Origin of the sequence: Methylobacterium sp. J-068, from assembly GCF_022829445.1 — a bacterium.
GTDB lineage: Bacteria > Pseudomonadota > Alphaproteobacteria > Rhizobiales > Beijerinckiaceae > Methylobacterium.
In genome coordinates this window covers 22,746-39,188 of sequence record NZ_JAKSXY010000099.1, presented here as the reverse complement: position 1 = coordinate 39,188, position 16,443 = coordinate 22,746, and the positions used below count along the sequence as shown (strand labels likewise).

At 72.4% G+C, this 16,443-nt stretch carries 15 protein-coding genes and 2 tRNA genes; 10 read left to right on the top strand and 7 right to left on the bottom strand.

All coding sequences use genetic code 11. The features are described 5' to 3' along the window. The first annotated feature begins 9 nt into the window (after positions 1 to 9). The 5 genes from MKK54_RS16730 (at position 10) to MKK54_RS16710 (ending at position 5,741) form a co-directional block, all read left to right on the top strand. On the top strand, positions 10 to 960 hold the full coding sequence (locus tag MKK54_RS16730) for an ABC transporter ATP-binding protein (RefSeq protein WP_244012332.1): 951 nt from the start codon (positions 10 to 12) through the stop codon (positions 958 to 960). After that, positions 957 to 2,150 carry an ABC transporter permease gene (locus tag MKK54_RS16725; RefSeq protein ID WP_244012331.1) on the top strand — a complete coding sequence of 398 codons (1,194 nt, stop codon included), beginning with the start codon at positions 957 to 959 and terminating at the stop codon, positions 2,148 to 2,150. The genes MKK54_RS16730 and MKK54_RS16725 overlap by 4 nt, the downstream gene beginning before the upstream one ends. Positions 2,151 to 2,273: 123 nt before the next feature. Beyond that, the gene (locus MKK54_RS16720; RefSeq protein ID WP_244012330.1) at positions 2,274 to 3,800 is read left to right on the top strand and encodes a phytoene desaturase family protein; all 1,527 of its coding nucleotides are present in this window, start codon (positions 2,274 to 2,276) and stop codon (positions 3,798 to 3,800) included. A gap of 58 nt (positions 3,801 to 3,858) precedes the next feature. Beyond that, positions 3,859 to 4,611, top strand: coding sequence for a lysophospholipid acyltransferase family protein (locus MKK54_RS16715; RefSeq protein ID WP_244012366.1), 753 nt, complete (start codon positions 3,859 to 3,861; stop codon positions 4,609 to 4,611). After that, on the top strand, positions 4,611 to 5,741 hold the full coding sequence (locus tag MKK54_RS16710; protein WP_244012365.1) for a glycosyltransferase: 1,131 nt from the start codon (positions 4,611 to 4,613) through the stop codon (positions 5,739 to 5,741). Before MKK54_RS16715 ends, MKK54_RS16710 begins: the two co-directional genes overlap by 1 nt. Here the strand turns inward: MKK54_RS16710 and cutA are convergent. Then, positions 5,720 to 6,052 carry a divalent-cation tolerance protein CutA gene (cutA, locus tag MKK54_RS16705; RefSeq protein WP_244012329.1) on the bottom strand — a complete coding sequence of 111 codons (333 nt, stop codon included), beginning with the start codon at positions 6,050 to 6,052 and terminating at the stop codon, positions 5,720 to 5,722. The genes MKK54_RS16710 and cutA overlap by 22 nt on opposite strands. Before the next feature lie 137 nt (positions 6,053 to 6,189). On the opposite strand from cutA, the gene MKK54_RS16700 reads away from it, so the two are divergent. Continuing rightward, the gene (locus tag MKK54_RS16700; protein ID WP_244012328.1) at positions 6,190 to 6,960 is read left to right on the top strand and encodes an NAD kinase; all 771 of its coding nucleotides are present in this window, start codon (positions 6,190 to 6,192) and stop codon (positions 6,958 to 6,960) included. Between the two features lie 92 nt (positions 6,961 to 7,052). On the opposite strand, the gene MKK54_RS16695 is transcribed toward MKK54_RS16700, so the two are convergent. From MKK54_RS16695 to MKK54_RS16670, 6 genes are all read right to left on the bottom strand, one after another. Beyond that, positions 7,053 to 8,627 (bottom strand): DUF2336 domain-containing protein, encoded by a 1,575-nt coding sequence (locus MKK54_RS16695; RefSeq protein ID WP_244012327.1) that lies wholly within the window; start codon positions 8,625 to 8,627, stop codon positions 7,053 to 7,055. Continuing rightward, a complete protein-coding gene (locus MKK54_RS16690; protein ID WP_244012326.1) occupies positions 8,624 to 9,715 on the bottom strand; it encodes a lytic transglycosylase domain-containing protein in 1,092 nt (363 codons plus the stop codon). The genes MKK54_RS16695 and MKK54_RS16690 overlap by 4 nt, the downstream gene beginning before the upstream one ends. 349 nt (positions 9,716 to 10,064) lie before the next feature. Beyond that, a complete protein-coding gene (locus MKK54_RS16685; protein WP_244012325.1) occupies positions 10,065 to 10,943 on the bottom strand; it encodes an outer membrane protein in 879 nt (292 codons plus the stop codon). Positions 10,944 to 11,315: 372 nt separating this feature from the next. Next, positions 11,316 to 12,596, bottom strand: a complete 1,281-nt coding sequence (locus tag MKK54_RS16680; protein ID WP_244012324.1) for an aminopeptidase — start codon at positions 12,594 to 12,596, stop codon at positions 11,316 to 11,318. 108 nt (positions 12,597 to 12,704) lie between these two features. Next, positions 12,705 to 12,998 carry a DUF2218 domain-containing protein gene (locus MKK54_RS16675; RefSeq protein ID WP_244012323.1) on the bottom strand — a complete coding sequence of 98 codons (294 nt, stop codon included), beginning with the start codon at positions 12,996 to 12,998 and terminating at the stop codon, positions 12,705 to 12,707. Positions 12,999 to 13,281: 283 nt separating this feature from the next. Further along, on the bottom strand, positions 13,282 to 14,718 hold the full coding sequence (locus tag MKK54_RS16670; RefSeq protein ID WP_244012322.1) for an FAD-binding oxidoreductase: 1,437 nt from the start codon (positions 14,716 to 14,718) through the stop codon (positions 13,282 to 13,284). Between the two features lie 151 nt (positions 14,719 to 14,869). On the opposite strand from MKK54_RS16670, the gene MKK54_RS16665 reads away from it, so the two are divergent. From MKK54_RS16665 to MKK54_RS16650, 4 genes are all read left to right on the top strand, one after another. Further along, on the top strand, positions 14,870 to 15,568 hold the full coding sequence (locus tag MKK54_RS16665; RefSeq protein ID WP_244012321.1) for a fumarylacetoacetate hydrolase family protein: 699 nt from the start codon (positions 14,870 to 14,872) through the stop codon (positions 15,566 to 15,568). Between the two features lie 6 nt (positions 15,569 to 15,574). After that, positions 15,575 to 16,051, top strand: coding sequence for an NUDIX domain-containing protein (locus MKK54_RS16660; RefSeq protein ID WP_244012320.1), 477 nt, complete (start codon positions 15,575 to 15,577; stop codon positions 16,049 to 16,051). A gap of 125 nt (positions 16,052 to 16,176) precedes the next feature. Next, positions 16,177 to 16,251 (top strand) — tRNA-Gly (locus tag MKK54_RS16655). Between the two features lie 109 nt (positions 16,252 to 16,360). Further along, positions 16,361 to 16,435 (top strand) — tRNA-Gly (locus tag MKK54_RS16650). Positions 16,436 to 16,443 lie beyond the last annotated feature (8 nt).

The following is a 16,443-nucleotide window of genomic DNA, read 5'->3' as shown; positions in this document are numbered from 1 at the left end:
GCGCCCGCCATGACGTCCGGCCGCGAGCCGCTGCTGCGGGTGGCCGGTGCCGCCCTCGCCTATCGCGGCACCCGCGTGCTGGAGGGGGTCGACCTCGCCCTCGACGCCGGCGAGACCCTGGCGCTGCTCGGACCCAACGGCGCCGGCAAGACCTCGCTGATGCGCCTCGTCGCGGGCCGGCTCGCGCCGGGCGCCGGCCGCGTCCTCGTCGCGGGCGGCGATCCCCACCGGGTCCGCGCCGCGCGCCGGGCCATCGGCTGGGTGCCACAGGAGATCGCCCTCTATCCGCGCCTCTCGGTCGCCGAGAACCTGTCGGTCTTCGCCCAGCTCGCCGGGATCGCGCGGGCCGAGCGCTCGCGGGCCGTGGCCGCCGGCCTCGAACTCTGCGCGCTCACGGAGGCCGCCCGGCGGCCGGTCGGCCTGCTCTCCGGCGGCTACCAGCGCCGGGTCAACATCGCTGCGAGCCTGATGGCGCGGCCCCGCCTCGTCCTGCTCGACGAGCCGACGCAGGGCGTCGACCTGCATGCCCGCGCGGCGATCCACGCGGTGCTCGGGCGACTGCGCGAGGCCGGCACCGCGCTCCTCGTCGCCACCCACGATTTCGCCGAGGCCGAGCGCCTCGCCGACCGCGTCGCGATCCTGGCGCGGGGCCGCATCGTCGTCGACGGACGCCTGACCGACCTCCTCGCCCGCATCCGCGCCGACGCGCCCGAGCACGAAGTCGCCCTGGCCGCGCCCGCCGACGCCCCGGCGGAGGCGTTGCTGCGCCGAACCGGCTTCCTGCCGGTCGATACCGGCTCGACCTGGCGCGCCGGCCGCCTCGCCGGGCCGCCCCTCGACGGCGCGGCGCTTCTCGGGGCGCTTCGTGGCGCGGGCGTGCCCGTCGCCGAGATCCGCATCCGCGCGCCCGGCCTGGAGGCGCTCTATCGCGAGGCCCTCGGAGAGGGGATCACCGCATGATCTCGGCCGCGTTCCGCGTGATGCTGCTCGGGCTGGTGCGCGACCGCGCCGCCCTGGTCATGGCCTTCGTGCTGCCGACCGTGATCTTCGTCATCTTCGCGGCGATCTTCTCCGGTGCGCTCGGCGACCGCATCCGCGTTCATCTCGGCCTACTCGATCTCGCCCACACCCCGACGACGCAGCGCCTGATGCAGGCCCTGGAGGCGGATCCGTCCCTGCGGGTCGGGCGCCTCGCCGCCACCGACCTCGACGGGGCCCTCGCGGCCGTACGGCGCGGCGAGGTCGACGTCGCCCTGGTGCTGCGCGGCGACCTCGACGCGGGCTCGGCTGAGACCGGCCAGCCCGTGGTGCTGATCGAGAAACCCGCCAAGGCGCTCGCGACCCCGATCGCGCTGGGCCAGCTCCAGCGCGTCCTCAACGAGGCCCTGCCCGACGTGGTGCTGGCCCGGATCGTCGCCGACGTGGAGCGCTCGGGCAAGATCGGGCCGGACGAGCGCCGCTTCCTGAACGAGGCTTTCGCCGAGCAGCGTGCCCGCAAGGAGCCGTTCTCCTTCGCCACCCTGGTGGAGCGGCGCAGCACCGCCTCCGGCCTCACCAACGACCGCGTGAGCTACTACGCGGGGGCGATCACCGCCGTGTTCCTGCTCTTCGCCGCCATGCAGGGCGCCCTCTCCCTCGTCGACGAGCGCCAGTCCGGCCTCGCCGACCGGCTGATGGCGGGCCCCGGGGGCCTCGCCGTGGTGGTGCTGGGCAAGTTCCTGTTCCTGGTGGGCCAGGGACTCGTCCAGGCCGGCCTGATCTTCGGCGCGGCCTGCGTCCTGCACGGGGTCGACATCCTGCCCCATTGGGGCGCGTGGCTGGTGACCTCGCTCCTCCTCTCCGCCATGGCGGCGGCCCTGGCGCTCGCCGCCTGCGCGGCCTGCGCCACGCGCCAGCAGGCCCATCTCGCGGCGACCTTCGGCGTGCTGCTGCTCTCGGCGGTGGGCGGCAGCATGGTGCCCCGCTTCCTGATGCCGCCCTGGCTGCAGCAGGCCGGCTGGCTCACCCCCAACGCCTGGGCCATCGAGGGCTACCAGAACGCCCTGAGCGAGGGCTGGTGGGCGGCCCTGCCCGCCTGGGGCGTGATGGCGTCGGTGGCCCTGGCGGGTTTGGGCGTCGCGCTGGCGCTGGTCTCGCGGCGAGCAAGCTAGAACGACGCGGCAAAGCCACTGAAAGTCCGTGCCGCGACGGGTTAGCGCGTTGACCGCGCGCCCATCCGGTCTAGCTTCATGCAAGATCAGGGCTTTCGCACCGGCCCGGGGAGTGACACGAACATGCGGGCTGGGTCTTCGGTCGCCGTCGTCGGCGCGGGGTTGGGCGGCCTGGCGGCGGCCTGCGTGAGTGCCGCGCGCGGCCACAAGGTCACGCTCTACGACAAGAACGACTGGCTCGGCGGCAAGGCGGCGGTGCTGCACGAGGGCGGGTTCCGGTTCGACATGGGGCCGACGATCCTCACGGTGCCGAAGGTGCTGGAGCGCATCTTCCAAGAGGCCGGACGTAACATCCACGATTATCTCGACCTGCGCCGGCTCGATCCGCAATGGCGCTGCTTCTTCGACGACAACACCCATCTCGACCTCATGGCCGACGTGCCCACCATGGCGGCCGACATGGAGCGCTTCGCGCCCAATACCGGGGCCGGCGAGGGCTACAGGAAGTTCCTCGAAATCTCCGAGCACCTGCACGACGTCTCGAACAAGTTCTTCTTCTGGAAGCCGGTCGAGGACCTGTTCGACACGATCAACATCCGCGCCAACATGAACCCCGGCACCCTGCGGGACGTGCTCTCGCTGCGCATGGGCTCGTCGGTCGCCGGCACCATCCGCTCGAAGGTCAAGGACGCGCGCCTCGCGCAGATGCTCGATCACTTCGTGCAATATGTCGGCTCCTCGCCCTACGGCGCGCCGGCCGTGCTCTGCGCCATCGCCCACATGCAGACCGCCGAGGGCGTCTGGTATCCGATGGGCGGCACCCGTGCGGTGGCCGAGGCCCTGACGAAGCTGGCCTCCGAACTCGGCGCCACCCTGCGGCCCGGCGACGAGGTCTCGGGCCTCGCCATCGAGAAGGGCGCGGTCAAGGGCGTGCGGACCGCCTCGGGCATCACCCCGTTCGACGCCGTGATCTCGAACATGGATTCGGTGCGCACCTACCGCGAGCTGGTCGGCGGCGACGTCGGCAAGGCCTACGAGAAGAAGAGCTTCGAGCCGGCCTGTTCCGGCGTGGTACTCTATCTGGGGCTGAACAAGCGCTACGAGCACCTGAACCACCATGATTTCGTCTTCTCCCGCGACCCGGAGGAGGAGTTCGACTACATCTACCACAAGGGCGAGCCGGCCCCGGACCCGACCGCCTACCTCGCGGCCCCCTCCTCCACCGACCCGTCCGTGGCGCCCGAGGGCGGCGAGGCGCTCTACGTCCTCGTGCACACGCCGTATCTCCGGCCGCACCACGACTGGTCGAAGATGTTTCCGGCCTATCGTCAGGTCATCCTCGACAAGCTCAAGCGCACCGCCAACATGCCCGACCTCGAGGAGCGCATCGTGGTCGAGCGCCACCTGACCCCGCAGGACATCCACGAGCGCTACAAGGTGCTCAACGGGGCGATCTACGGGCTGGCCTCGCACGGCAAGTTCATGGGCGCCTTCAAGCCGGGCAACCGCTCGCGGCAGGTGCGGGGCCTCTACCTTGCGGGCGGCGCCGCCCATCCGGGCCCCGGCATGCCGATGGTGATGATGTCGGGCTGGATCGCGGCGGACGCCCTCGACACCGACGCGCGGGCGGAGGTGCGCGCCAGCGCCTGAGGGCTCCCGCGTGGCCAGCAAGGAAGCTCCGGCCCGGTCGCCCGCCCTGTGGCGGTTCATGGTCGGGTACTTCGACCGGTACGTCCGACGCCACCTCAACGCCCTGCGGCTCGCCCGCCGGGGAATGCCGCCTGACGCCGATCATCCCGGTCCGATCGTGGTCTACTGCAACCATCCGGCCTGGTGGGACGCCGCCGTCGTCATCCTGCTCGCCGGGCGGCTGTTCCCGCGCCGCGAGAGCTACGCGCCCTTCGATGCGCGGATGCTGGAGAAATACACGGTCTTCGCCCGGATGGGCGCCTTCGCGGTCGACCTCGATTCGGCGCGCGGCGCGGCCCAGTTCCTCAAGGCCTCGCGCCGCATCCTCGGCGCGCCGAACCGGATGATCTGGATCACCGCGCAGGGACGCTTCCAGGACGTCCGCGCCCGTCCGCTCGGTCTGCGCGGCGGCGTGGCGCGCCTGCCCGAGATCGCGCCCGACGCGCTGTTCGTCCCGCTCGCCCTCGAATACGCGTTCTGGGAGGAGCGCGGCGGCGAGGCCTTCGCGGCCTTCGGCACGCCCGTCTCCGGGGCCGACCTGCTCGCTCTGCCCCGGCCCGAGCGGCTCGCGCGGATGGAGGCGGACCTCACCGCCACCCTCGATGCGCTCAGCGCCGACGTGGTCTCCCGCGAGGCGGAGCGCTTCACGGCGCTGGCCTCCGGTGCCAAGGGGATCGGAGGGGTCTACGATCTCTGGCGGCGCCTGCGCGCCGTCCTCGCGGGCCGGCCCTTCGAGGCGGCCCATCGGTCGAAGGGGAACCCGGTCCCGTGATGCTCGGTCTCGCGATCCTGGCGCTGGTCTGCGCGCTGCTGCCGGGGCTGATCGCCTGGATCAACCTTTCCATCCTGCGGACCCCGGAGCCGGACCTCGACGTCCGCGCCAAGGTCTCGATCCTCATCCCGGCCCGCGACGAGGCCGGCGTGATCGCCGGGACGGTGCGGGCGGCGCTCGCCAGCGCGGGGGTGGCCCTGGAGGTCATCGTCGGCGACGACCATTCCACCGACGGCACGGCCGCGATCGTCTCGGGCATCGCCGCGACGGATTCCCGCCTGCGCCTCCTCTCGATCCCGGCCCTGCCGGAGGGCTGGACGGGGAAGAACCACGCCTGCGCACGGCTGGCCGAGGCCGCGCGGGGCAGCTACCTCCTCTTCGTCGATGCCGACGTGACCCTGGCGCCCGCCGCCGCGGCGTCACTGGCCGCGCATGCGCGGCGCACCGACTCGGCCCTCGTCAGCGGCGTGCCGCGCCAGCGCATGGGCTCGCTCGGTGAACGCCTCACGGTGCCGATGATCAACTTCCTTCTGATCGGCTACCTGCCCATGGCGATGATGCGGGCCTCGCCGAGGCCGAGCCTGGGCGCCGCCTGCGGGCAGCTCGTCCTCGTCGCCCGCGAGGCCTACGCGGCGACCGGGGGGCACGGGGCGTTACGCACCAGCCTCCATGACGGCGTGGTGATGCCGCGCCGGTTCCGCCTGGCCGGATACCGCACCGACCTCGTGGCCGCGCATGCCCTCGCCACCTGCCGGATGTATCGCGGCTTGCGCCAGAGCTGGGCCGGCTTCTCGAAGAACGCCCGCGAGGGCATGGCGACGCCGCGTGGCCTGCCCGTCTGGACCCTGCTGCTGGCGGGCGGCCACGTGCTGCCCTGGCTTCTGCTCGCGCTCGCGCTGCTCGGGTTCGGTTCCGGGCACGCGGCCTTCCTGGCCTTCGCGGCGGCCCTGGTCTCGCTGGCGACGCGCGCGGCGATCACCCTCGTCACCCGTGAGCCGGCGGGCACGGTCCTCCTGCATCCCGCCACAATCCTGGTCGCGCTGGCGATCCAGTGGACCGCGCTCCTGCGGCGCAAGGGGGCGGGGACGCCGATCTGGAAGGGACGCAGCTACCCGATCGGCGGCCCCTGAGTCTCGGCCATGATCCAGGCCGCCGTGTCGGGGTCGGCGCCGGTGACGGGAAGATGCAGGATGATCGGCGTCTCGTAGGGGTGGCGCGCCTTCAGGGCGGCGCCGAGGGCCTCGGCCAGGCCCTCCCGGCTCTTCAGGATCGCCGCCGCCTCCGCGCCGTGCTCCACCGCGCCCTTCCAGGCATAGACCGAGAGCATGCCGGGCAGCACGTTGACGCAGGCGGCGAGCCGGAGGCGCACGAGCTCTTCCCCGACTTTCAGGGCGGTGCCGGCATCCGGGAAGGTGGTGTAGACGAGAAGCGCGCGCTCCATGCTATGGGTCTCCGAACAGGGCCCCGGCGCTCCACCGGCGGGAGCGTGCCGGCGGAATCGCCGACGGACCTGGATTGGGGGACGCTGGAGCGAACGCTTCGCGTCGGCAAGTTGGTCGGCAAGGCGGAAGTGAGCCCATGGCGCGGCGTTTCGAACGGCTTGCCTTCGTCGCGAGTCCCACGGAGGACGCTCGCCAAGCCGCCGCCACCCTGATGCGCCGCTACGACCACGTGCCGCCCGACGAGGCCGACGTGGTGGTGGCGCTGGGCGGCGACGGCCTGATGCTCCAGACGCTCCACCGCTTCATGCATGCGGGCACGCCGATCTATGGCATGAACCGGGGCACGGTCGGCTTCCTCATGAACGAATTTCGCGAGGATGGGCTGATCGAGCGCCTGGAGAACACCAAGCGCAGCATCATCCACCCGCTGATGATGGCGGCGGTGGACACCGAGGGGCGCCGGCACGAGGCCCGCGCCCTCAACGAAGTCTACATGCTGCGCCAGACCCACCAAACCGCCAAGCTCCGGATCTCGGTGGACGGGCATGTCCGCCTGCCCGAACTGATCGCCGACGGCGTGCTCGCGGCGACGCCGGCCGGCTCCACCGCCTACAACCTCTCGGTGGGCGGCCCGATCCTGCCCCTGAACGCGCGGCTCCTGGCGCTGACGCCGATCTCGGCCTTCCGGCCCCGGCGCTGGCGCGGGGCCCTGCTGCCGGACTTTGCCCGCATTCTGATCGAGGTGCTGGATGCCGCGCACCGCCCGGTGGCGGCGGTGGCCGACCACACCGAGTTCCGGCGCGTCTCCACCGTCGAGACTTGGCTCGACCACGCCACGAACCTGACCCTGCTGCACGATCCCGGTCACAGCCTCGACGAGCGCATCCTTCGCGAGCAGTTCGGCTGACGTGCCCGCTTCAGAGTGCCTCGTAAACCTCCCGACCACCGCCGGTCCTCACTTTGGGCACGGCGGGGCGGCGGGTGTTTTGTGAGAGACATTCAGGCGGCGATCCGCGCCCGGTCGTCGCGGTAGCTGGCGATCAGGGCCTCGGGGATGGCGTCGAGGACCACCTCGATGGAAACCGCCCGCGTGGACTCGCGGCTGCCCTGGAACTCGGCCAGGAGGGCGTCCGGCAACGCCTCGAGGATGAGGCCGACCGGATCGCTCCGGACTTCCGGCGCCCGCGCGGCGAGGTCCGGGACCGCCGGAGCCTCCTCGACGACCGGCACCGACACCGCCTCGGCTTCCGGAACTGCGTCGGCTTCCGGAACCGCCTCGGCTTCCAGCGCCGGCACGGCCTCGGGCACCGGCATCGTCACGGGTATGGCCACCTGTGTCGGCGTGGCTTCCGGAACCTGCGTGACCAGGCGCTGCGCCTCGCGCCACTCGCCGTCGAGGATCTCGTTCCGGAGGCGCAGGGCCTCCTCGTGCTCGCCCTCCGCCGCGAGTTCGCGAGCGAGCATCCGCGCCTCGTCGCGGGCGGCCTCCGCCTCGAAGCGGGCGAGGAGCGCCATGACGCCCTGGGCCTCGGCGAAGGGCATGGCCTCGCAGGCGGTGAGCGCCCGCTCGATCATCAGGCGCGACAGGCCGGCGCCCGCCTGGGCGATGGTGCCCTGGCCGGCCTCCCGCCAGGCCGAGAGGGCGGCGGTGAAGGCCGGGAGCAGGACGGGGGGCAGGCCGGCCTTGCGGTGCAGCGCCGCGAAGGCGGCGGCCGAGGCATCCTGCAGCAGGCCGGCCACCCGGCGCGCGCTGAGGCCCGAGAGGTCGGCGAGCGCCGCCTCCGCGAAGGCCATCCGGCCCGACAGGATCGCCCGCAGGAGCAGGCCGGCATTGAGCTGCCCGTTGGCTTTCAGGTGGGCCACGAGGCGGGCGAGGTCGACGGGATGGGCGTCGGCGCTGAAGGCGAGGGTGGCGCGCTCCTGCGCCTCCCGGCTGGCGCGCTCGCCGCGCGCCGGCGTGAGCCAGCCGGCCCCCACCGCGAAGGCCGAGAGCGAGGCGGCGAGGCGCGTGGTGACGCTTTGGCGCACCTCGAGCGGCAGGTCGGGCCGGGCCAGGATTGCCTCGCGCAGGACGGCCGCGTCGCCGTGCCGCTCGACCATGCGCATCAGGCTGCCGGTGGTGATCCTGGCGCCGCGGTTGCGGGCGAGCGCGACGAGCGCCTCCGCCTCGCCGATCTCGGCGAGCGCCCCCGCGACGGCGGGCGAGAGGTTCGGGCGCCCCGCGATGGCGAGGCGGGTGGTGAGGCAGCCGATGGCGACGCCGTCGACGAGGTCGGCATCGCCGAGCACCTGGGAACGGGCGAGGACCAGCGCGGCGATCTCGGGCTGGTCGCCGGCCAGGGCGACGATGAGCGTGCGGGGCGCCGTGGCGCAGCCGGCGCAGGCTTCCGCCAGCGCTCGCCGCACCAGGCTGGAGGGATCGTCGAGGAGGGCCAGGAGGGCGGCTTCCGCCTGCCAGGCGACGTCCTCGCCGAGCCCGCCATAGAGATAGGCGCGCGCCAGCGCGCCCGCCGCCTCCGCCCGGCGCGTGGCGGAGCTGTGCTGCGTCCAGGCGAGGAACTGGCGGATGATCATGGGCCGCTCCGGATCGTGAAGAGGGACAGGTCGAGGGGCGCGCCGGACCGGGACGCGCCGGCCGAGGCACCGAATTCCGCCGGCCGGCGCGGCGGCAGCGGCGCGCCGAGGAGGGCGGAGCCCGTCGCGGGCGTCGCGGACGCGGCCTCGGTGTCGCTCGCGACGGCGGCGACGGTGTCCGTGCCGTCCGAGCGCGGGAAGTAGGTCGGCGCGCTGCGGCCGGAGCCGGCATCCTGCCGGCTCGAATCCTGGCTGGGCCCGCGTCCCTGCCAGAGCCGCGCGACGCCGGCCGAGACGCCGCCCTGCTGGCGCGGGTCGGTCTGGAACATCGAGCGCAGCCCGCCCTCGTCGAGGGAGGCATAGGCGGTCGTCACCTCGGGCAGTGCGGCGCCGGCGGAGGCCGGGGCCGTGCCCGCGCGGGCCGTGGCGAGGTGCGCGTAGAGCTCGGCCGCCCCGCGCGGGCGCCCGGACTTGTCGTAGAACAGGCTCCGATTGGCGGCGGCCGCCTCCGGCATGTCGAGGGCGGCGGCCCGGGCCGGGCTCGCCTGCGCGGTGCCGATGAGGGCGGCGGCGCCGCGCGCGCCGAGGACGTGGGCGGCGTAGAGGTCGCCCCCCGTCGGCTCGCGCCCCAGCGCCGCCGTGAGGGTCTCGCGGTTCCGCTCGGTCAGGGCGCCCGCCAGGGTGGCGGCGATCTTCGGGTCGCGCCGCAGGTCGAGGATGGTCTGCTTGGCGGCCGGATCGCTCACCGCGTAGGTGCCGTCGGCCCCCTTCGTGATCGCGTCCGCATAGGTCGAGAGGCCGAGCCGGGGGCCGGCAGTCTTCATGGTGCCGAGCCAGGTCTGCTCGATGAACTGGAACAGGCCGGTGGCCGAGGAGGTGCCGGCCTTAGCACTGGGATCGAGGGACGATTCCCTCTGGGCCGTGGCCAGGAGGTAGTCGAAGCCCGCGCCGGAGGTCTGTGCCCCGTCGCGGATCGCCGTGATCACGTCGCTCGACGCGCCCGCGCGCCCGGTGGTCCCGCGCGTCCCAGCGTCCCGGCTGGCGCCGGTCTCGCGGGTGCTGGCAGGGGGCGTGGTGAACAGGAACATGGCCGTCCGGCTGGAGGCGGGTCAAGGATGCCACCCCGCCGCGAACTTTGTTCCCGGTATGGTAAAGGAAGCTTGAAGGAGCGGGTCTCCGACCTTGATCGATCCCAGGACAGCCCGACGCCCCGAGGGGCCCGATACGGGTCCCTATCGATCGGTTCGATGGGCTGCCGGCCCCCTCTCTCCGCGGGCGCGGCGAAGGGAGGCGCCGTCACGACAGGAGCGATCCATCGGAAACGGTACGCGATGCGCGAAACGCCCCGGGATCGCTCCCGAGGCGCCATTTGACCGGGCGGCCAGTCTGATCGGGCTGGGGATGCTCGGGTCAAATTCCGTGTCGGCCCCTCCGCTCTCAGTAGGTGCCGAACTTGTAGTTCAGGCCGGCGCGCACCACCGCGAACTCGTCGGAGCGGCGGGCGGTGTAACCGGTGGTGGTCGCGTAGCTGGTGCCGGACACGTTGTAGACGGCGCCGGTGCTGTTCGAATAGGCGAACACGCCGTTGGTGCTGTTGCGGTCGAGGCTGACATAGAGGCCTTCGACCTTCAGCGTCACGGCGGACGAGCGGAAGAAGTTCAGGAACGAATCGGTGGGCAGGGCGTACTCGATGCCGCCGCCGGCGGCCCAGCCGGTGCGGAAATTGTCGCTGGTGCTGTTGGGCAGGCCGAAGCTGGAGCCGCCCCCACCGCCATAGGCGAAGCCGCCGGTGCCGTAGACCAGGGTGCGGTCGAAGGCGTAGCCGAGGCGGCCGCGCACCGTGCCGAAGTAATCGAGGTTCGAGAGGCCGTTCGGGTTGACGAAGGTCACGTCGGCGTTGGGCGTGCCGGTGAAGGTCGCGGTGTTCCGGTTGCTGCCGAAGCCGAGATACTGCGCGTCGGCCTCGACGCCGACCACGACGCCGGAGCCCGGCGTGAACTGGTAGTTGTAGCCGATCTGGCCGCCGCCCGAGAAGCCGTCGTTGTTGCGGCTGTTGCTGAAGGTCGCCACACCCGGCGCGCCGCCATTGGCGATGAGCCCGGAGGCGGCCGTGGTGGTGACGGTGGTGGAGCCGCTGGTGCCGCTGCCCGCATCGAAGCCGTAGCCCGCGTTCACGCCGGCATAGAAGCCGGTCCAGGAGAAGACCGGGACCTGCGTGAAGACCGGCGGCGCGGCGCGGCGCGGCAGGTCGGCGGCGGAGGCCGCGCCGGTGAGCAGGACCGCCACCGGGCCGGCGCGAAGAAGATGCTTGATCATGAGATCCTCGTTGTCTCCCTCGCGGGAGATGGTGAGCTCAGGGGAAGGTTTCGACCGCGGCGCCGCACGCGAACCATCGATCCCCGCGCGCGCCGGCGAACGCGCGAAGACCGATTCTCGGATGGGCGGATGCCGCGCGAGGGACCGGCTCACCCGGTCCCTCGCAGGTCCATGGCCTGACGCGACCACACCCCCTGAATGCGTGGGAAGTTTACCCACGTCAAGCCGGGCTTGGCCGTGGGCGTGCGCCCGCGCACGGCGGCGCCCTCAGGGACGGGTTTCGCGGGGCCGCGCGGAAGGCCGGCCGTCGACGTCGAGGAATACGCCCCCCGGCTACCGCCAGATCACCTTATCCCCGGGCCTTTCCTCGCCTCATTCGACCCACTCGCCCGCGCGCATCACCGGCACGGCCCGGCCCTCGGCGGAGAGGCCGTCGACGTCGATCCGGTCCGAGCCGATCATCCAGTCGATGTGGATCAGGCTGCGGTTGGCGCCGCGCGCCGCGAGGTCGTCCTCGCTGAAATCCGCGCCGCCGTTCCGGAAGCACTTGCTGTAGGCCTGACCCAGGGCGATGTGGCTGGCCGCGTTCTCGTCGTAGAGGGTGTTGTAGAACAGGAGCCCCGAGGCCGAGATCGCCGAGGAGGCCGGCACCAGCGCCACCTCGCCGAGGCGGCGGGCGCCCTCGTCGGTCTCCAGCACCTTGGCGAGCACGTCGCCGCCCGTGCGCGCGCTGGCCTCGACGATGCGCCCTTCCTCGAAGCGCACCACGATGCCGTCGATCAGGGTGCCCTGGTAGGAGAGCGGCTTGGTGCTGGTGACGGTGCCGTCGACCCGGTTCCGGTGCGGCGTGGTGAAGACCTCCTCGGTGGGGATGTTGGCGTTGCAGACGATGCCGTTGCGCGAGGCCGAGGCGCCGCCGCACCATTCGTGGTCGTCGGCCAGCCCGACCGTGAGGTCGGTGCCGGGTCCGAAGAAGCGGAGCGCGGCGAAGCGGTGCGCGTTGAGCGCGTTCATCCGCGCGTGCAGCGCCGCGTTGTGGGCCTCCCAGGCGGCCACCGGGTCGGGGCCGTCGACGCGGGAGGCCGCGAAGATCGCATCCCAGAGCCGGGCCATGGCCTCGTCCTCGGGCAGGTCCGGGAACACGGTTCGGGCCCAGGGCTTGGTGGCGGCCGAGACGATGGTCCAGTTGGTGGAGAAGTTGGCGATGAGTTCGAGGGCCGGCACGTAGGCCTTGGAGCGGGCGCGGTTGGCGCGCGCCACCTTGGCCGCATCCTGGCCCGCCAGCAGCGAGGGATCGTCCCCCGCGATGGCGAGACGGGCCGCGCCGCTGCGGTAGGCCTCGGCCATCCCCGCGTAGAGCCAGCCGGCGGCTGTGTCGAAGGCCTCGTCGGGGGCATGGGCGAAGCGCGCCAGGGTGGCGGCGTCGTCGCCGTAGAAGGTGGTGACCAGGGAGGCGCCGGCCTTGTAGGCCTGCTCGGTGATGGCGCGGGCGAGGGGCACCGTCTCCAGGGGGGCGGTGATCACGAGTTCCTGCCCGGGCCGCAGGCCGAGCCCGACCTTGACCGCGACCTCCGCGAGACGCTGCAGGCGCTCGGCGTGCTGCCCTCCATCCGGCGGCGCGGCGCCGTGGCTAGTCTGCGCGATCCCGTCCATGCCGTCTCTCCCGATCCTGCCCGAGCGTTTCAGGCTCAAGATCAGGTCTCGGGACGGCAGGTCAAGCCTTCGCGAAGCCACCTTTCGGGGGTGGGTCCGTCGCGGTGGTCAGGCCGCGCGGGACCAGGTGATGTCGCCGAGGTTCTCGCGGAAGGCGAAGCGCAGGAGATGGTCGGAGACCACGTTCTCAAGGCGCGTCAGCGCGGCCGGATCGGGGGTGGCGACCCGCATCAGCAGGGCGTCGGGGCCGGCCTCGAAGGTGCAGACACGGTCCTCGCCGAACGGCACGCGGCCGGCATCCTCGGTGGCTTCCACCGGAAACTTGTGGCTCCAGTGACGGCAGAGCTGCTTGAGGTAGCGGCTCGCCTCGGCCGTCGGGACTCTCGCCTGGGAAGTCGGCATCGAACGCGTCTCCTGTTCGGTCTTCGGTCGCGATCCGCCTCGGCGGGCCGCCTCGTCGCGATGGTGGCGTTTCTCCTCTCCAGGAGAGCGCCAAAGGGTTAAAGCCGGGCTAACCCGCCGCAGCGCACCCAAGGCTCCATCGTTGCGGTTCAGTCTCTTCCTGCGTCAGCGCAGCCGATTTATGGCGCGTTGCGGTCAACAATCTGGCGGCTCTTTGTGCGCCGCACAACATCAATCCCATTGCGGACCGCGTGGTTCCGGCTAAATTTTTGTTGATGTCGCCTCAAAGGTTTCCGCCCGGCGGATCTTCGCTCGGCACCACCTTGCCGGGATTCAGGATGTCGCGCGGATCGAGGGCCGCCTTGAGGCGGCGCATCAGGTCGAGGGCGACGGGGTCGGCGTAGCGCGCCAGTTCCTCGCGCTTCAGCAGGCCCACCCCGTGCTCGGCCGCGATGGAGCCCTCGAGGGCGTGCACGATGTCGTGCACGATCCGGTTGAAGCGCTCCCACTGGGCGAGGAACGCGGCGCGCTCCATGCCGACGGGCTGGCTCAGGTTGAAGTGGATGTTGCCGTCTCCGAAATGCCCGAAGGCGCAGACCCGCAGGCCCGGCAGCGCGGCCTCGCAGGCGCGCGTCGCCCGCCCGAGGAAGTCCGGCAGGCGCGAGAGCGGCACCGAGACGTCGTGCTTGATCGAGCCGCCCTCGGCCTTCTGGACCTCGGACAGGCTCTCGCGCAGGTCCCAGAAGGCCAGCGCCTGCGCCTCGCTCGCCGCCAGGGCGGCATCCGCGACGATTCCCCGGGCGTGGGCCCGCCCCAGCATCGCCTCCAGGACCGCGCCCGCCGCCTCGCCCGGCCGCGTGGTGGAGACCTCCACCAGCGCGTAGGCCGCGTGCGTCCCGGCCAGGGGGCGGCGGGCCCCCGCGCGGTGGCGCAGCACGATCTCGAGCCCGAAGGGCGCGATGTACTCGAAGGCGGTGAGAGCCGCGCCGCCCTCTGCCCGGAGGTCCCGGAACAGGTCGAGCGCGGCCTCGGCCGAGGCGAGGCCCACGAAGGCCACCGCGCGCGACAGCGGCCGGGGATGGAGTTTGAGCACCGCCGCGGTGATCAGGCCGAGGGTGCCCTCCGAGCCGAGGAAGAGGTGCTTGAGGTCGTAGCCCGCATTGTCCTTGCGCAGGGCCTTGAGCCCGTTCCAGACCCGGCCATCGGCCAGGACCACCTCCAGCCCGAGGACGAGGTCGCGGGCATTGCCGTAGGCCAGCACGGCGGTGCCCCCCGCATTGGTGGAGAGGTTGCCGCCGATGCGGCACGAGCCCTCGGAGGCCAGCGAGAGCGCGAACAGCATCCCGGCGGCTTCGGCCGCCGCCTGCACCTCGGCCAGCACCATCCCGGCCTCCACCGTGATGCTGGCGTTGAGCGGGTCGATCGCGCGCAGGCGGTTCAGGCGCGCCATCGAGACGACGATGCCGCCCTGCGGCAGGCCTCCGCCGACATGGCCGGTATTGCCCCCCTGCGCCACGATCGGCACGCCGGCCTCGGCGCAGGCCCGGACCACGAAGGCGACCTCGGCGGTGTCGGCGGGCCGCACCACCGCCAGGGCATGGCCCCGGCGCAGGCCGCGCGTCTCCGCGAGGTGGGGCGCGAGGTCGTCCGCCCCGGTGAGGATGTGGACCGCGCCGAGGCGTTCGCCGAGGCGCTCTAACAGGAGGTCGGGGTTCGTCACGAAGCGCGTCTCGCGGCGGCGGCGGGATGGCGCGGCCGGGTCCGCCTCCTATGATAGGGATGGCGGGACGTCCTGTGCAGGGCATGCCGAGATTCGCGCATGCCCGCGGGGCGCCGTGCCGCATCCGCTCCTCCGTCGAGGTTGGAACTCCATGTTGTCCGTGATCCCGAACCCGCCGCGCATCGCCCTGCCGATCGTCGGCAGCGACGACCTGTTTCCGGTCCGGCGGGTCTACTGCGTCGGCCGCAACTACGCCGCCCATGCCCGCGAGATGGGCAAGGACCCCGACCGCGAGCCGCCGTTCTTCTTCATGAAGCCCGCCGACGCGCTGCAGATCGTGCCCGGCGACGCGCCCGTCGACCACCCCTATCCGCCGCGCACCGAGAACTACCATTTCGAGGTGGAGATGGTGGCGGCCCTCGGGACCGGCGGCCGCGACATCGCGGAGGCGGACGCCCTCCACCACGTCTACGGCTACGCCGTCGGCCTCGACATGACCCGGCGCGATGTCCAGGACGAGGCCAAGCGCCTCGCACGCCCCTGGGACCTCGCCAAATCCGCCGATGCCTCGGCGCCGATCGGGCCGCTGCACCCGGCCTCCGTCATCGGCCACCCGACGCGGGGGGCCATCACCCTGGCGGTGGACGCGGGCGAGCGCCAGCGCGGCGACCTCTCCGAGATGATCTGGTCGCTGCCCGAGCAGATCGCGCTGCTCTCGACCTATTTCGAGCTGCATCCGGGCGACCTCATCTACACCGGCACGCCCTCGGGCGTGGGCGCGGTCCGGCGCGGCGAGACCATGACGGGGGCCATCGACGGCCTCGGCGCCATCCGGCTGCACGTGGTCTGAGGCGGCATGCTCCTCGACCACCCCTGGGCGCGGCGGCTGTTCCACCTGGGGGCGCTGGCCGCGCGCGGCATGACGCTGGGCGTGCGCGGCGTCGCCATCGACGCCGACCGGCGGGTCTGCCTCGTGCGCCACACCTACGTGGCGGGCTGGCACCTGCCCGGCGGCGGCGTCGAGGCGGGCGAGAGCGCCTGCGCGGCGATGGTCCGCGAATTCCGCGAGGAGGCCGAGATCGTGGTCGATCCCGCTCGTCCGATGCGGCTGCACGGGTTCTACCACAACCGCGCCGCGGCCGGGCGCGACCACGTCGCGCTCTACGTCGCGCCCGCCTTCTCGGTGCGCGCCCCGAAGGCGCCGGACCGCGAGATCGCGGCCTGCGCCTTCTTTCCCCTCAATGCGCTGCCGCCGGAGACCACCGCCGCCACGCGCCTGCGCCTGCGCGAGATCGCCGGCGGCCTGCCTCCGGCGGCGCAGTGGCAGGCCTGACCGGCCGCCGTGACGCCGGCAAACAGCCTTGGCGATTCAGCGCTTGCAACGCCCGGCGGAATGGTGTTTAGAGACGCCGTCCGGGGCCGCCGGCGGGTTCTTTTCCACCAGCGGCGCGGTTGTGAGCGGGTGTAGCTCAGGGGTAGAGCACAACCTTGCCAAGGTTGGGGTCGAGGGTTCGAATCCCTTCGCCCGCTCCAATTGACAGAACGGGACGACCGGAGCGAGTTCCGCCGAACAGCGGTTCAAGGCTTCGTTGAGACGATGGGCCGTCACGGTAGGCGTCTAAGCCTCGCATGACGGTCGTGAGCGGGTGTAGCTCAGGGGTAGAGCACAACCTTGCCAAGGTTGGGGTCGAGGGTTCGAATCCCTTCGCCCGCTCCAATTTTTCC

Bases quoted from the DNA above. Each gene is read 5' to 3' on its own strand.
- MKK54_RS16730 (WP_244012332.1), top strand. From the start codon at position 10: ATGACGTCCGGCCGCGAGCCGCTGCTGCGGGTGGCCGGTGCCGCCCTC.
- MKK54_RS16725 (WP_244012331.1), top strand. From the start codon at position 957: ATGATCTCGGCCGCGTTCCGCGTGATGCTGCTCGGGCTGGTGCGCGAC.
- MKK54_RS16720 (WP_244012330.1), top strand. From the start codon at position 2,274: ATGCGGGCTGGGTCTTCGGTCGCCGTCGTCGGCGCGGGGTTGGGCGGC.
- MKK54_RS16715 (WP_244012366.1), top strand. From the start codon at position 3,859: ATGGTCGGGTACTTCGACCGGTACGTCCGACGCCACCTCAACGCCCTG.
- MKK54_RS16710 (WP_244012365.1), top strand. From the start codon at position 4,611: ATGCTCGGTCTCGCGATCCTGGCGCTGGTCTGCGCGCTGCTGCCGGGG.
- cutA (WP_244012329.1), bottom strand. From the start codon at position 6,052: ATGGAGCGCGCGCTTCTCGTCTACACCACCTTCCCGGATGCCGGCACC.
- MKK54_RS16700 (WP_244012328.1), top strand. From the start codon at position 6,190: ATGGCGCGGCGTTTCGAACGGCTTGCCTTCGTCGCGAGTCCCACGGAG.
- MKK54_RS16695 (WP_244012327.1), bottom strand. From the start codon at position 8,627: ATGATCATCCGCCAGTTCCTCGCCTGGACGCAGCACAGCTCCGCCACG.
- MKK54_RS16690 (WP_244012326.1), bottom strand. From the start codon at position 9,715: ATGTTCCTGTTCACCACGCCCCCTGCCAGCACCCGCGAGACCGGCGCC.
- MKK54_RS16685 (WP_244012325.1), bottom strand. From the start codon at position 10,943: ATGATCAAGCATCTTCTTCGCGCCGGCCCGGTGGCGGTCCTGCTCACC.
- MKK54_RS16680 (WP_244012324.1), bottom strand. From the start codon at position 12,596: ATGGACGGGATCGCGCAGACTAGCCACGGCGCCGCGCCGCCGGATGGA.
- MKK54_RS16675 (WP_244012323.1), bottom strand. From the start codon at position 12,998: ATGCCGACTTCCCAGGCGAGAGTCCCGACGGCCGAGGCGAGCCGCTAC.
- MKK54_RS16665 (WP_244012321.1), top strand. From the start codon at position 14,870: ATGTTGTCCGTGATCCCGAACCCGCCGCGCATCGCCCTGCCGATCGTC.
- MKK54_RS16660 (WP_244012320.1), top strand. From the start codon at position 15,575: ATGCTCCTCGACCACCCCTGGGCGCGGCGGCTGTTCCACCTGGGGGCG.